Here is a 14,006-nt window from a genome sequence, read left to right as displayed (position 1 = left end):
ATAGATACTTGAATGGGTAACATAACGCTAGATAATTCGTTGTGTTCAGGTTCTAGTGTGTATATATGTCGTGGAATTCTACAGTCTTTAGTGTCTGTGCTTCAGGCAATTCTTGGTTGTGGGCTGCTTGGAGTAGCATTGATGATGCTTATCATTTTCTAGAAAAGCCTGAAAAGCATTTGGAAATCGATTGTTTATTCTTTGCTGAAGCTCCTTCTAAAGAAAATGCCATTACAACAGCTCGTAAACTCTTAGGTACTAATATTAAACAAATAGGCGATGGATGGGCAGCAGAAGTTTGTAAGGAGCTTGATAATAAACCTAATCCTGATGCTGACTTACGCACAGGTAAAGGAAAATCGAACCATAGAGGAACAAGAGTTTCAGAAAGTTCAGGTGTAAATCCTCCAATAATTAGTGATGAGCTTCAGGAATGTCTCAATCAACTTCATTCATTGACTGGATTAAGTACCGTCAAATCTACTGTTCAGGAGTTGGTAAACATTGCGAAAGTAGCCAAGTTGCAAGCTCAAGCAGGTATCAAAGCTCCTGCAATCACTAGACATCTTGTATTTACAGGAAATCCTGGCACAGGTAAAACTACAGTAGCAAGGATTATAGGTGAAATATATAAGAATCTTGGGGTTTTATCAAAGGGTCATTTTATCGAAGCAGACCGGACTAATTTAGTTGCAGAATACCTTGGTCAAACAGCACCCAAAACAGCAAAAGTAGTTGAATCTGCTCTAGGTGGTGTACTTTTTATTGATGAAGCTTATTCTCTTGTTCCAGATGGACGTAGTGATATGTTCGGACAAGAAGCAATTAATACTCTCTTAAAAATGATGGAAGACTACAGAGAGGATTTAGTGGTTATTGTCGCAGGCTATAAAGGGGAAATGTCTCGATTTATTGAATCTAATCCTGGTCTAAAGTCCAGATTTGCACGGTCAATTCACTTTGAAAACTATAGTTCGTCTGAGTTAACGGAAATTTTTAAACTCATGTGTGAACAGCATGGCTATTTGTTCTCAGAGAAGACCTTAGATGCAATACGTGATTTAGTCAATAAATTTGAAGACAAAATTGGAGATCTTGGAAATGGTAGATTTGTGAGGAATATCTTTGATCGTTGTATTGCTATTCAATGTAATCGTTTAGCAGAATTAGCTAAACCATCAAAGAATGACTTGAAAACCTTCTTGCCTACGGATGTTCCCACTCATGAGCAACTAGCGCAATATTTGGTTTAAAATTAATTGTGATACCTGTGGTAATCGGTACTATAGTGGCGATATTCTACATCTGGTTCATGCTGTTGTAACTGGAGTCAAACCCCCTGAAAGAACCGAACAAATTCCGGTCACTCTTCTAGAATCAGCATAATTAACGTCGTTCCAACAGCTGAGTCAATTTTGCTTATAACTAAACTATGAAAAATATTGAGTTGACACAAGGAAAAATTAAAGTTCCAGAAAGCACGACTCTAGAAGATTTCTTAAAACTTCCATATATTGAGGAATCACCAGCTTGCGAATATATTAACGGAGAGGCAATTCAAAAACCAATGGCAGGAGGTAAACACAGCTTATTGCAAAAACGTTTAGTTGCAGTAATTGATGCGTTGGGTAGTAACTACGAAGCCTTTCCGGAATTGCGCTGTACTTGCGGTAATCGTTCAGTAGTTCCTGATGTAGTTGTTATCTCCAACAATCAACTACCAGTGGATGAAAACGGTGAAATTATTAGCAGTGGTATTGATTTTGCACCTGCTTGGATAATAGAAATTCTTTCCCCTGCTCAAAGTCAAACTAAAGTTACTGGGAATATTTTACATTGTTTGAGAAATGGCAGTCAGCTAGGATGGTTAATCGATCCAAGCGATCGCTGTATTTTAGTTTATCAGCCTAATCGGTTACCAGATTTGTTAGCAGGACAAGATATATTACCAGTGTTAGAAGAGATGAATTTAACACTTTCTGTTGATGAAATTTTTGCTTGGTTACAGCGAAAAAATTGATAGTATTCAAAGATGTAATTTTCACGACTATTGGTGACATTGCGTAGGCGTAGCCCGTCGTAGACATCGCTAGCCACCAGGGATTCTTACAGAAAGCGATCGCCCTTGCCGTACATTTAGTTAAATTATTGAGTAACAATGAAGAGGACTGAAAAAGGCAATTATCATGACTATTCGTGAAACTGCGATCGCAAAATTGCAGCAACTTTCTGAACCACTCCTGCAAGAAGTGACCGACTTCATTGATTTTGTGATCCACAAACATCAAGTTAAAATTGCTGAGAGTCAGCCTGACGAAACGCTTGTGGGAAAATGGTCACAATGGTTTGAGGCTGTGGATTGCCTAGACGTATCTCCACCTGAACCAGTCAGCAACTATCAGCAAATCCTACTCAACAAGTATCGGCAACAAGGGCTAGAGCTATGATCCTGTGTGATGCAGGAGTCTTATTGTGTTTAGTCGATCGCACTCAACCCCAGCACAAGGCTTATCGAACTGCGGTTATGGGTTTGGCAAAACCTCTCGTCACAACCTGGTCATGTCTGACAGAAGCCATGTATCTTGCCCTGCATCGTGGCGGCTGGCAAATGCAAAAACAGTTGGGGCAACTTCTTTTAGATAAACTGCTGACCATTTACGAGATTCAGGAGAGTGATTACAGCCGTTTGTTGGCGCTGATGGAACAATACCGCGATCGCCCAATGGATTTAGCAGATGCTACATTGGTTTTGACGGCTGAAAAGACAGGGTATCGTCACATTCTCACCCTCGATTCTGATTTCTTGTTTTATCGAATTGGTCATCAAGACACCTTTGAAATCATTTCAGTCTGATAGAGAAAGTAGCTACGTTATTATTGGCTTATCTAGGTTTGAACAACTCTTAATTGTTGCACATACTGATAGAGGGGAAAAGATACGAATTATCAGCGCCCGAAAAGCTACTCGGCAAGAGAAGAGGTTTTATGAAGAAGGAAGTTGAAAACGAAATGGAAGATGAATTACGTTCTGAGTACAATTTCGCTCAAATGGAAGGAGGAGTTAGAGGTAAATATGTTGAGCGATATCGTAAAAAAACAACCTAGTGCTGTTAGATCCCGATGTTGCCCAAGCTTTTCCCAACGATGAAGCGGTCAATGAGGCATTGAGGTTGTTAATCAACGTTGCCCAGCGTCAGCAATCCAAATAGTACAGCAAACAGAATAAAAGTTTAGGCGTATGTATGGATATAGATGCGAGTATTGCGAAGGAACCGTTCAACCCCGAACTGTCAAGCGCGAGGCATTTAAACATAGAGATGGATTTGTCATCCTCGAAGATGTAACGATTGGTGTTTGTGATACCTGTGGTAATCGCTACTACAGTGCCGATATTCTTCATGTGGTTCATGCTGTTGCAACTGGAGCCAAACCCCCTGAAAGAACCGAACAAATTCCGGTCACTCATCTAGAATCAGCATAATTAGCGCCGCGTAACTCTGGTTCCAACAACTAAGCCGATTTTGCTTGTAACCGAATTATGAAAAATCTTGAGTTGACGCAAGGAAAAATTACACTTCCAGCAAGCACGACTCTAGAGGAGTTCTTAAAACTTCCATATATTGAAGAGTCACCAGCTTGGGAATATATTAACGGAGAGGCAATTCAAAAACCAATGGCAGGAGGTAAACACAGCTTATTGCAAAAACGTTTAGTTGCAGTAATTGATGCGTTGGGTAGTAACTACGAAGCCTTTCCGGAATTGCGCTGTACTTGCGGTAATCGTTCAGTAGTTCCTGATGTAGTTGTTATCTCCAACAATCAACTACCAGTGGATGAAAACGGTGAAATTATTAGCAGTGGTATTGATTTTGCACCTGCTTGGATAATAGAAATTCTTTCCCCTGCTCAAAGTCAAACTAAAGTTACTGGGAATATTTTACATTGTTTGAGAAATGGCAGTCAACTAGGATGGTTAATCGATCCAAGCGATCGCTGTATTTTCGTTTATCAGCCTAATCGTTTACCAGATTTGTTAGCAGGACAAGATATATTAACAGTATTAGAAGACATGAATTTGACACTCTCTGTTGATGAAATTTTTGCTTGGTTATAGCGAAAAAACTCATAATAGCAAAGAGTATGTCACAATTTCGGTAGGGATTGCTATAGGTAAACGCGATGCCCCCACTAATCAACCGAACTACCGACCAACACATTGTTCATTATGGGACGTGGGAACAGTTCAAGTTCATCCAAAAGGGTTTTAACGGTTCTCCTGGTGTGCGACTGTTTTACTATGACGATACAATCGAGATTCTCATGCCAGGACGCGAACATGAAATTTTTGCCAGTATCATCGGTTATTTAGTGACAACTTTTCTCGTCGAAAAAGGCATTTTCTTCCAGCCAACCCGGTCGATGACCCAGGAAAGAGAAGGGGTTGTCTCTGTTCAAGCGGATGAGTCCTACTGCATTGGAAGTGCTAAACCGATTCCAGATTTGTCCATCGAAGTCGTTTTTACCAGTGGTAGTATCAGCAAGTTAGAGCGTTATAAAGCTCTGGGAGTACTAGAAGTCTGGTTTTGGGAAGATGGGCTGTTAACGGTCTATCATTTGCATGATGACAGCTATGAAAGCCTAGATCGCAGCCAACTACCTGGACTTAATGAACTCAATTTGGATTTACTCAGACGCTACATTTTGATGGCTGAAACTGATGCTGGAGAAGCTATTAGAGCATTTCGTAGAGAAATTAATGCACAGACGTAGCCTGTCTTAGACATCGCTAGCGCAACGCCATACTGAATATATTTAAGACAAATAATTGTCATCTAATAATTGTGCAAGAGTGTAAGGACATTTTTCTGGAAAAACCGTTAAATCGGTTTTAACTTGCACAAAATCAACCGCACTTTGATAAATATTTTCTAAATCCTCCTCTGATTTATTTATTAAATTTGTGGTTAGATGATTATTTAAGTCATATCTAAAAGTTTTAATTTCTCCAAGCCAATGGCGATAATTTCTTTCATATTCTATCTGCCAATATTGGAGTAATAATAAATGAATAATAATTTGCCTTAAAAGACTTTTAACTTTAGCTAAATCTCTTTTACCCAAATTGATTAATTCCTGAATTAAGTTTTCTAAATCAAGTTGGTTAAACTGTTTTTGTTTTAATAATTCAATAGTTTGTTCTAGCCATAAACTATCATCAGTTTCATAGAGCTTTTTTAAGTTGGTAGTAATTGTCATATTTTTACCTTCTACCTAACAATTCATATTTTAATCATATACAGTTATCCTGGCTCTTAGAAAGTTATAGATAGAGCCAGATAAGAATGCTTGCTTGACTAACCTGCGTGTAGGTGTAGCCTGTCGTAGACATCGCTAAACGATTCAAAAGCTTCTAAAAGACTGTGAATTCCGTGTGGTCTTGGGTTAAAAAAGAAACTATGAAAATCATCAAACCCATCACCAACTTCTTAGAAACCCACGCCAGTGCCCCTGCATATGGCGGTTGGGTGCTAGCGGCTACGGCTATTTGTTTTTTTGGCGCAGGTATCAATACGATGGCTGGTTGGCTGTACGCCATTAGCGGCATCAGTTTTGCTCTTTTAGCTGTAGCAGCCATCTTACCACCACGATCGCTCACAAACCTATCCGTTACCCGCCGCCCCATTGCGCCTGTGTCAGCAGGCAATGAATTGACGATAGAGTTAGAAATCTGCAATCATACACAGCGCGTTGTCAGCTTGTTGCAAGTCGAGGATACGCTGCCTTTCGTCTTGGGGAAACCAGTACAAAAGGCGATTGAGACAATTCCTAGCCAAGGTAGTTACCGTTGGGTATATTATCACCCTACCGAGCGCCGGGGCGTCTATCGCTGGCACACAGTCGAACTCGGTTCTGGTGCACCTTTGGGGTTATTCTGGTGTCGTCGTCAGCGCGATTGTGCTGCTGTAGCGATCGTTTATCCGACAGTATTATCCTTGGCTAGCTGCCCCCTAGTGGATGAAATGGGGCAAGAAGAAAGCAAAAGAAGCGATTCCCGCGGTAAACCTTTGCAGACAGCGACAACGGGACTAGTGCGATCGCTACGTCCTTATCGCATCGGAGATCCCACGCGTCTGATTCACTGGCGAACTAGTGCCCGCTATGGAGAACTACGGGTGCGAGAGTTAGAAATGGTGACTGGTGGACAAGAGATAGTTATTGCCCTTGACAGTGCTAGCAATTGGCAAGAACAAAACTTTGAACAAGCAGTAATCGCCGCAGCTTCATTGTATTTTTATGCACGAAAACAGCAATTACAGGTGCAACTGTGGACAGCAGCCACAGGTTTAATTCAAGGAGAGCGTTTTGTTTTGGAAACCTTAGCAGCAACCACTACCCAAGAAGATGCCAGCACACTAGTTCCCAAAAGCCATCCTTTGATTTGGCTGACTCAAAACTCCCACAGCGTTGCTACTTTGCCTCAAGGTAGTCGCTGGGTTTTGTGGCAGAATATTTCCTCGCCAGCACAACCAGAAGTTATCAATTGGGAACATCCAGGTATAGTTTTGCAAAGCGATCGCCCACTACAACCCCAACTGCAAAAAACAATAGGGTATGGGGCATAGGGCATTGGGGATAGGGCATTACGGAGCCAGCGCCGTGGGCGGGTTTCCCGGCTTGTTCGCTCTTAGCGTTCCCGTAGGGTAGCAAGTGGCGTGCGACTGTGGCGTCATTTGTTTCTCGTGCTTCCTCTGCCCTGCCCTCCCCATTTCCTCATTTCCCCCACTCCCCACACAAGTTAAGTTTCTTTGATTTCCCAGATTGTCTGCGATCCCAACACACCAGATATATAAGCGTTTGAGCAAAGGTAAAACAATTTCAGCAAGTAAGGTTGGGGAAATACACCCAGTAATCCCCTACTGCGGCTGAGGTACAATGCAAAGAAATATTTAAATTATGAGCGCCCGATCCACATGATCACATCAGAAGTTAACACAAAATCCAGCGATAAAAGCCTTGAGGCAATGCGGCATTTTTCTGAACAATACGCCAAGCGTACTGGAACATACTTCTGTTCTGAACCTTCAGTCACCGCAGTAGTGATTGAAGGGTTAGCCAAACATAAAGACGAGCTGGGTGCGCCTTTATGTCCCTGTCGCCATTACGAAGATAAAGAAGCTGAGGTTCACGCCACATATTGGAACTGTCCCTGCGTACCAATGAGAGAACGTAAAGAGTGTCACTGCATGTTATTCCTCACTCCTGACAATGAGTTTGCTGGAGACAAACAAGAAATCTCTTTGGAAACAATTAAAGAAGTGCGAGACACTATGGGATGAGCGAAACCATACCCCAACAGTTTTGGCAAGGCATAGAACAATTCAATTCTGGTGAGTTTTACGCCTGCCATGACACTTTAGAGGCTCTATGGATTGAAGCCGGCGAACCAGAAAAAAGCTTTTATCAAGGCATTCTGCAAATTGCTGTAGGGCTGTATCATCTGGAAAATCGTAACTGGCGAGGTGCGGTAATTCTGCTGGGAGAAGGCAGCAATCGCCTGCGGCGTTACCCATCTAGTTACGGTGGTATTGATGTAGATGAGTTATTGAGTCAAAGCGTAGCATTGTTGAAGACATTGCAACAAATAGGGGCAGATAAAATTAACGCTGGCGACTTGGATGAAAATCAAGCCCTATCTTTACCTAGAATTGTGCTAGTTAGCGATTAATCAAGTTTAAGCAGGTGAAGAAAGACAAGGAAGATAGAGAGAAAATTACTTTCTTGTCTTCCTTGTTTTTCTGCTGTTCTATTTCATACTTTTAGCTTTAATAACGTATGTCAGCTAACCGTTTGAGCTTAAGTTGACGCCAATGCAACATGTTGTACCCCCACAATTATCTGTACCTCACTAAATAGATAACTGTCCTAGATTACAAACAGCGAGATTGATTAAGTATTATTAAATGCTCGGCAGAACCAGTATACAGCGTATTTCAGGTAAATGAACCTTTGGGGCAGTTTCACTATTCCCTTACACTAGACACCACTTTACGCGGCGTCAGGAAAGCAAGGATAATTGCCACTAAGAACAATGCTGGAACATCACCAAAGAGGTGTCCACGTTCAGCAGGATCAATTACTGCGTGTACCGCCATAATTAGGCCGTGAACTAAACTTGACCAAACAGTGAACCAGATTAAACTTATGTTCGCTTCTGGTTGTCGAGAAGCCAACAGCAAAAAGACACCAAGCGTTGCATAAACACCAATGATCATTTGTTCATATTCATACTGACCAGGTTGCCATAACCAGCCTGATGCCCAGATTTTAGTCAGCGGATAAATAAGTAAAAAGGCAATTCCCACAATAATGAGAGCGATTTGTAAGTAACGATGACGCTCATCCATTGCTCTAACCTCTGCTATTTTCTGGCGCAGTCTCTGTCAAAAAACTGCTTAGTTTGTAATGGTATCGCCACTAGTGATACTTCAGTTTTGCAGTGTTAGAAATTTTAATGCTATATTCACTGCTTTAGCAGACGGCATGATAACCTCTTCCATACCTTACCCCTAGCTGGAAATATTACAAAATACGTGCAAAATTACCCACAAAACGCGACATCCTAACACTTAGCCAGCAGCGATCGCCACCTGAGAAAAATCAGATAACATTGTGGAGTTTGGGGTATAGGTTTTTAATACTGCAATCATAATGCGATCGCTCTATCCGGTAAATTAGTTTTTGCCACTAAATCAAACCATCGAACTCACGTTAACTACAGGTAACTGAACAGTCACAGTAGTTCCTGTTAACAGTTGAGAAGAGATTAATAGTTCCCCATTATGAGCATTGACTATGCGTTTGGTAATAGCAAGTCCTAGTCCGGTACCACAAGGTTTTGTAGAGAAAAATGGCGTAGCAAGCTTAGCGATAACTTCTGATGGAATTGGTTCGCCATTATTTTGGACATGAATACAGACTTTATTTGTTTGAGAAAAGTCTACTGTCCATTTAATAACATCTCCTGATGCTACTGCTTCACAAGCATTACGAACAATATTAATAAATACTTGTTTAAGTTTGTCTTTATCCCCCAAAATTTTTACCGTAGACGACGCTGGAATGAATTCAATTTGTCGTTCTACAGCTTCTGGCATTTCACGTATGGACAAAAGTAACTCACCAATGAATTCATTTATGTCCAATTCAGAAAGTTGTAAAACTTGGGGTTTTGCGTAGAGTAGAATTTCACTCAATAGACGTTCTAGACGACTAGCTTCGCTCAGTGCTAATGTTAATCTTTCTTGAGCAGCCTCAGTAAGAATCGTTTTTCGGAAATACTTTAATCCCATAAGCATTGTAGTTAAGGGATTACGAATTTCATGGACAATAATAGCAGCAAATTCACCAATAGCTGCGAGTCTTTCTTGTTCTACTAATTTGGCTTGGGCTGCTCGTAATTCTGCTGTGCGCTTTTCTACTTCAGCCTCCAAGATATGATTAAATTGACACTGTTGCTGATAGAGATGATAGTGATCGATCGCTGTAGCTGCTCGTTCTGCAAATAATTCCACAATTTGGATTTCATCACCAGAAAACTCCCTTGGCTGACGATGAAAAGAACAAATAGTACCAAATATTTGACCTTCAGAAGTTTGTAAGGGTATCCCCAAATATGCTCGATAACCAGGCGCAGGTTTGCCATACTCTGGATTAACCACAGCATCTTTAACTGCTAATGTACGCCCAATTTGCAAAACTGTCGCAATTAGCCGACCATGCAAAGCATAAACGCGAGGTGCATCTTCCGCCATTTCCAAACTACTGGCTAGAACAGTTTCAAATCCCTCTTGACAAAAAGTAACAACTGTCCAATCTACTCTAATTAATTCGCTGACTCCGCAGGCAATATTATGCAAATAGCTTCCCAGTTCACCAGTTCGATAGTTTAAAGAAGACAAACGTGCTATGATTTGTCGCTCGCGCTGCCAAGTTTGGTTATGTAAAAATGCTTCATCATCACTGGTTTTGCTCATGGATGCGTTGCATGACTTAGAAAAATAATTTAAAAAATAAGAATTCAGAATTCAGAATTTAGAATCTGAGGTATTTATCTAAAAATAACTGTAAGTACTAACTCTCTAACTTAGGTTAAGATAAAAAGATTTTACTAAAAATGTATGTTAGTTGTATACAACTAAATTATGAAATTTTACTTAAGCTAAATGTAAATTTATACAACAATCCCAGAGCTAAAACTAAATGATGTTATTAGCACTCCAGTAGAACAATACCAAGGTGAGAATTGAAAACCACAGATCCGCGACTTTTCAAAAAAGTCGCGGATCTTGTTAATAAATAATTTAATTTTTGCTGGCGATCGCTTCTTAACTTACTTCACTTCATTGGGATCGAACTTCGTCACCTTACCTTTTTTAATGGCGACAATTACATCATAAGTTGAACAGTAAGAAAATGTAACATCATTAGCTTTGTTATAAAGATTAACTACATGACCTGCTCCACCTGGTTGGATACCAATTGGCTCCAAGTCACCAAAGAAGAAACGACGCAGTTGGTCGCCACTACCAATTTGCCCTTTACTCTTAGTAAGCAAGTCAAGTTTTTGTGAGACAGAGAATTCTTCGGCCGCTGATGCTTGAACTAATGAAGGATTAATCGCCTTGAGTGGTGCATCCCAAACTGTGAAAAAACCAACCAAGGCTACACTTGTCAATAGTGGGGCAAGTTTCATTTGTTACTCCTGAAGTTTCATTTATCCCGAACAACCAAAGCATCGCAGTTGGGACTGAAGCAGAACTGAAACTAAGGCAGTAGTTTCCTGAATTTCTTACTGAAGAAAATTTAGTCAATTCTCAGCATTTTTTCAGGGAACAATGGTGGGCATAAGTCAGAGGTTAATTTAAGTATTTTTTCAGCAAAACCTCATTTTTAAGTTGAATAAAGCAAATTAATATAATTAACAATGCCTTGATTGCAGTGATGTTATTGTGACTAGACCCAAAAAAATACCTCGCCTCATCCCTAAAATAATTTCTGGACAAACATATCTCTGGCTAGCAATGCTAATTTTTGGAGCATCTAGCGCAGTCACCCGCAAGCTTACAGAAATTGGTGCCCAACATTTCATGGGCAATCGCAATCCGATTTCTTTGTGTAATGTTTTGTTTGTAGGCAATTTGTGTGCCTTAATACTTTTAATTCTAATTTATGGGCGACAGTGGAACAAAACGACTTTGAAGCAGCTTTCTAAGAAGGATTGGCTCAGTCTAACAGCAGTAGCTATCTTATCAGGAGCGATCGCCCCTGGCTTAATTTTTCAAGCACTGGCACTGACAGGGGTGAACAATATTATCTTAGTTGGGCGCTTGGAACCACCGTTGACTCTGGTTTTATCGATTTGGTTATTGAGCGAACGGGTACATCTTTGGGAAATTGCAGGAGCGATCGCAGCCTTTGTTGGCGTTATCCTAACTATTATCCTCCAACCCCCACAAGAAGCGATGATGAATATGGGAGGTTTGAGTTTTGGCATAGGAGAACTTTTGGCAGTAGCAGGATCGGTAGCCGTATCCGCTTCTACGATTATTGGCAAGAAATATCTTTCGCAAGTTCCTTTGGGAATCTATAGTATCTTTCGCACTGCACTAGGAACTGTAATCTTTTTCTTTATTGCTTTAATACTCTATGGCAGGGATCATTTTGCTGATGTACTCTCGCCATTTCTTTGGCAGTGGATGTTTTTATATGGTGGATTGATTGTAGTAGTGGGTCAGTCATTCTGGATTAAAGGCCTAAAAACTTCCACTGTATCTATGGCTTCCTTAATTGGCTCATTTAGCCCAATTGCAGGTATCTTAGCAGCCTATTTAATTTTGGGTGAGGTTCCTACTTTAGCTCAATATATCGGTGGTAGCTTGATTTTACTAGGCATATCCCTGAGCCAGCTTGGCATTAGACGTAAAACTCATAGCAGAATTGCCTGTGCCAAAGTCAATTCCATGCAAACACAAAAACAGGTAGAAACTAATATGGGGTTTAAAGGGATTTAAGGGCATTGGGCATTGGGGATGGGGCATGGGAAAAGAGGAGGCAGGAGGCAGAAGTCAGGAAGGAGGCAGGAGGCAGGAGGCAGAAGGCAGGAGGCAGAAGTTCTTTAATGCGTGAATTTTGAATTTTGAATTGATTTGTCTCGCCATCTCCCCATTTCTTCACAGCTGCACTAGTATGTCAAAATGAAAATACCCGATATCTCAAGGTGAGCGATCGCTCAATCAAGCAAGATTAAAGGATTGACCTGAGTAATGGCAGAAGAACCCAATCACAATCAAACCGGAGAAGTAGCTCCCAGCACTGTTGACAAGCAGGCTACAGCAGAAGAAAAACCCGCCGCCGCCAAAGCAGCCAAAAAGGAAAAAGCACCATCTGTTGAAGATAAACCATTTGTAGAGTTTATTGAGCAAGACTATTTGCCAGCTTTACAAAAAGCGATCGCTCAGCAAGGTGTACAAGATTTAAAAGTGGCTTTTGCTAAGCAAAAAGTTCCAATCAAGGGCTTTGAATCCGCTGAAGAATCTTGGCAAGTTATCGGCAGCTTGCAAAACGGTCTGTACAATTTTAATTTGTATTTTCCTGAAGAAGATATTCAAGGGAAAAAGGGTTTTTCTTGTAATGAAGGCAAACAACCCAGTACTCTTGAGTCATTCTTAATTGATGAGCGCAAAACTACACTAGACCTCTTGGTATTTGGCCTAGTGCAGCGCTTAGATGGTCAAAAGTGGCTAGGTAGAAATTAGTCATGGGGCATTGGACATTCTAGGAAGTGTGGGAGGTGTGGGAGGATGGGGAAGAAATCTTTCCCCCCACACTCCCCACACTTCCTCATCTCCCTCATCCCCCCGTCCCCCCGTCCCCACCTCCCCACTCCCCTTAAAGTTCATGGAAATGATAGGTAACGGCTCCAGTAATGGGGTCGTTATCAATTTTTACATAACCTGATTTATACATTTCTTTGAGAACTTTTTCTACTTCAGCGAAACTAGCTCCCGTGCCTTTTACTCCTTGGGTGACAGTGAGACTACCGCCCCTGCTTTCCGCCACTTCAATGAGTTTAATCATCAGTTGATTACCAGTTGGGGGGTGAACTTGAGTAGCGATCGCCGTAGGCTGATTTAAAGGTACACCAAATGGGGATACACCTGCTTTTAGTCTCAGGTTGCTCTCGTATTCGTCAACCATACTGGGGACAAGAAGCAAATCCACAGCCTGCCCGATATAAAATAAACCAAAAGTACACAGCCACAACAATCCCGTCCCGATCTTGCCATTGTATAAGCGGTGTAGTCCCCCTAAGCCAAAAAATCCGACTCCACACAAGATGTAAGAAACAAGAAGTCGGTCTTTATGCTGATTATTTTCAGGATTCATCTTGTTGTCAACCCTTTGGATTTGCTCTTGTTGTCTAAAATGGATGTCTCATACTGTTTTATTGGAGAACAGTATGGATAGCTAAGCTCATATCTTGCACCAGTTATTTGATGAGAATTTTTCTAGTTTGGCACTGCTGACTATCTGCTTAAACCCTGATTTTTCTGTTGTGGAGAGTGCCTTGTCTACAGTTATTAATAATGGTGCAATCTCTGGAGTAAAGTCATTAGAAGTATTTACTAATCGTGCCAGTCATAGATTATTAATTTTAAGATGAGCAATTTATTGATCGGGCCGCTTTATTTATTGTAGTCAGAACCACAGAAAATGACTGTGATACTACCAACCGACTCAAATCACGCCAGTTGTTTGCAATTTAGGAACTGAATGCTAAGGCAATGACTGGACTATACGTAGAAAATCCACCTCCATAGGTTGGAAATTGCTTGACTTTGCAGAGCCAAAAAGAGTTGGTGTGCAGCATGAATAGCAATTTATAATCGCCAAGACTAGATGCAAGATCTCAGGTTGCCGATGTTAATTTGACTACCGATCGCCCA

At 41.0% G+C, this 14,006-nt stretch carries 18 protein-coding genes and 1 pseudogene; 14 read left to right on the top strand and 5 right to left on the bottom strand.

From position 1 onward, the window contains the following. Positions 1 to 65: 65 nt before the first annotated feature. The 9 genes and pseudogenes from H6H03_RS10165 (at position 66) to H6H03_RS10125 (ending at position 4,770) form a co-directional block, all read left to right on the top strand. Positions 66 to 1,253: an AAA family ATPase gene (locus H6H03_RS10165; protein ID WP_190955019.1), complete on the top strand. Its 1,188-nt coding sequence runs from the start codon at positions 66 to 68 to the stop codon at positions 1,251 to 1,253. Between the two features lie 179 nt (positions 1,254 to 1,432). Continuing rightward, entirely contained in the window at positions 1,433 to 2,020 is a 588-nt protein-coding gene (locus H6H03_RS10160; protein WP_190955018.1) for a Uma2 family endonuclease, read from the top strand. A gap of 166 nt (positions 2,021 to 2,186) precedes the next feature. Beyond that, the gene (locus tag H6H03_RS10155; RefSeq protein ID WP_190955017.1) at positions 2,187 to 2,447 is read left to right on the top strand and encodes a DUF2281 domain-containing protein; all 261 of its coding nucleotides are present in this window, start codon (positions 2,187 to 2,189) and stop codon (positions 2,445 to 2,447) included. Continuing rightward, entirely contained in the window at positions 2,444 to 2,854 is a 411-nt protein-coding gene (locus H6H03_RS10150; RefSeq protein WP_190955016.1) for a type II toxin-antitoxin system VapC family toxin, read from the top strand. The genes H6H03_RS10155 and H6H03_RS10150 overlap by 4 nt, the downstream gene beginning before the upstream one ends. Continuing rightward, positions 2,817 to 3,002, top strand: a complete 186-nt coding sequence (locus H6H03_RS10145; RefSeq protein ID WP_313931828.1) for a BrnT family toxin — start codon at positions 2,817 to 2,819, stop codon at positions 3,000 to 3,002. Before H6H03_RS10150 ends, H6H03_RS10145 begins: the two co-directional genes overlap by 38 nt. After that, positions 2,986 to 3,209 (top strand): annotated as a pseudogene (locus H6H03_RS10140) (hypothetical protein). Before H6H03_RS10145 ends, H6H03_RS10140 begins: the two are co-directional and overlap by 17 nt. A 29-nt stretch (positions 3,210 to 3,238) precedes the next feature. Beyond that, a complete protein-coding gene (locus tag H6H03_RS10135) occupies positions 3,239 to 3,481 on the top strand; it encodes a YgiT-type zinc finger protein (protein ID WP_190955015.1) in 243 nt (80 codons plus the stop codon). Positions 3,482 to 3,538: 57 nt separating this feature from the next. Further along, on the top strand, positions 3,539 to 4,114 hold the full coding sequence (locus tag H6H03_RS10130; protein ID WP_190955014.1) for a Uma2 family endonuclease: 576 nt from the start codon (positions 3,539 to 3,541) through the stop codon (positions 4,112 to 4,114). 65 nt (positions 4,115 to 4,179) lie between these two features. After that, positions 4,180 to 4,770, top strand: a complete 591-nt coding sequence (locus H6H03_RS10125) for a Uma2 family endonuclease (RefSeq protein WP_190955013.1) — start codon at positions 4,180 to 4,182, stop codon at positions 4,768 to 4,770. Positions 4,771 to 4,812: 42 nt separating this feature from the next. Here the strand turns inward: H6H03_RS10125 and H6H03_RS10120 are convergent, their stop codons facing one another. Next, entirely contained in the window at positions 4,813 to 5,256 is a 444-nt protein-coding gene (locus H6H03_RS10120; RefSeq protein ID WP_190955012.1) for a DUF29 domain-containing protein, read from the bottom strand. Between the two features lie 200 nt (positions 5,257 to 5,456). Between H6H03_RS10120 and H6H03_RS10115 the strand changes: the two genes are divergently transcribed. From H6H03_RS10115 to H6H03_RS10105, 3 genes are all read left to right on the top strand, one after another. Beyond that, a complete protein-coding gene (locus tag H6H03_RS10115; protein ID WP_190955011.1) occupies positions 5,457 to 6,623 on the top strand; it encodes a DUF58 domain-containing protein in 1,167 nt (388 codons plus the stop codon). Between the two features lie 348 nt (positions 6,624 to 6,971). Further along, on the top strand, positions 6,972 to 7,337 hold the full coding sequence (locus tag H6H03_RS10110; protein WP_190955010.1) for a ferredoxin thioredoxin reductase catalytic beta subunit: 366 nt from the start codon (positions 6,972 to 6,974) through the stop codon (positions 7,335 to 7,337). Then, a complete protein-coding gene (locus H6H03_RS10105) occupies positions 7,334 to 7,726 on the top strand; it encodes a DUF309 domain-containing protein (RefSeq protein WP_190955009.1) in 393 nt (130 codons plus the stop codon). Before H6H03_RS10110 ends, H6H03_RS10105 begins: the two co-directional genes overlap by 4 nt. Before the next feature lie 295 nt (positions 7,727 to 8,021). Here the strand turns inward: H6H03_RS10105 and H6H03_RS10100 are convergent, their stop codons facing one another. The 3 genes from H6H03_RS10100 to H6H03_RS10090 form a co-directional block, all read right to left on the bottom strand. Continuing rightward, positions 8,022 to 8,405, bottom strand: coding sequence for a DUF6632 domain-containing protein (locus H6H03_RS10100; protein ID WP_190955008.1), 384 nt, complete (start codon positions 8,403 to 8,405; stop codon positions 8,022 to 8,024). A gap of 345 nt (positions 8,406 to 8,750) precedes the next feature. Further along, entirely contained in the window at positions 8,751 to 10,034 is a 1,284-nt protein-coding gene (locus tag H6H03_RS10095) for a GAF domain-containing sensor histidine kinase (protein WP_190955007.1), read from the bottom strand. A 356-nt stretch (positions 10,035 to 10,390) separates the two neighbouring features. Then, positions 10,391 to 10,753: a hypothetical protein gene (locus H6H03_RS10090; RefSeq protein ID WP_190955006.1), complete on the bottom strand. Its 363-nt coding sequence runs from the start codon at positions 10,751 to 10,753 to the stop codon at positions 10,391 to 10,393. A 256-nt stretch (positions 10,754 to 11,009) separates the two neighbouring features. Here H6H03_RS10090 and H6H03_RS10085 point away from each other — a divergent pair, with 256 nt between their 5' ends. After that, complete coding sequence (locus tag H6H03_RS10085) at positions 11,010 to 12,071, top strand: DMT family transporter (protein ID WP_190955005.1); 1,062 nt, start codon at positions 11,010 to 11,012, stop codon at positions 12,069 to 12,071. 252 nt (positions 12,072 to 12,323) lie between these two features. Further along, entirely contained in the window at positions 12,324 to 12,815 is a 492-nt protein-coding gene (locus H6H03_RS10080) for a DUF2996 domain-containing protein (RefSeq protein ID WP_190955004.1), read from the top strand. Positions 12,816 to 12,948: 133 nt separating this feature from the next. Here H6H03_RS10080 and H6H03_RS10075 read toward each other — a convergent pair whose 3' ends face one another. Continuing rightward, entirely contained in the window at positions 12,949 to 13,446 is a 498-nt protein-coding gene (locus tag H6H03_RS10075; RefSeq protein ID WP_190955003.1) for a TM2 domain-containing protein, read from the bottom strand. Between the last annotated feature and the right edge of the window lie 560 nt (positions 13,447 to 14,006).

The sequence above is a fragment of the Nostoc paludosum FACHB-159 genome (genome assembly GCF_014698835.1).
Classification (GTDB): Bacteria; Cyanobacteriota; Cyanobacteriia; order Cyanobacteriales; family Nostocaceae; genus Nostoc; species Nostoc paludosum.
The sequence above is the reverse complement of the archived record's forward strand: the minus strand, read 5'-3'. Positions and strand labels throughout refer to the sequence as shown.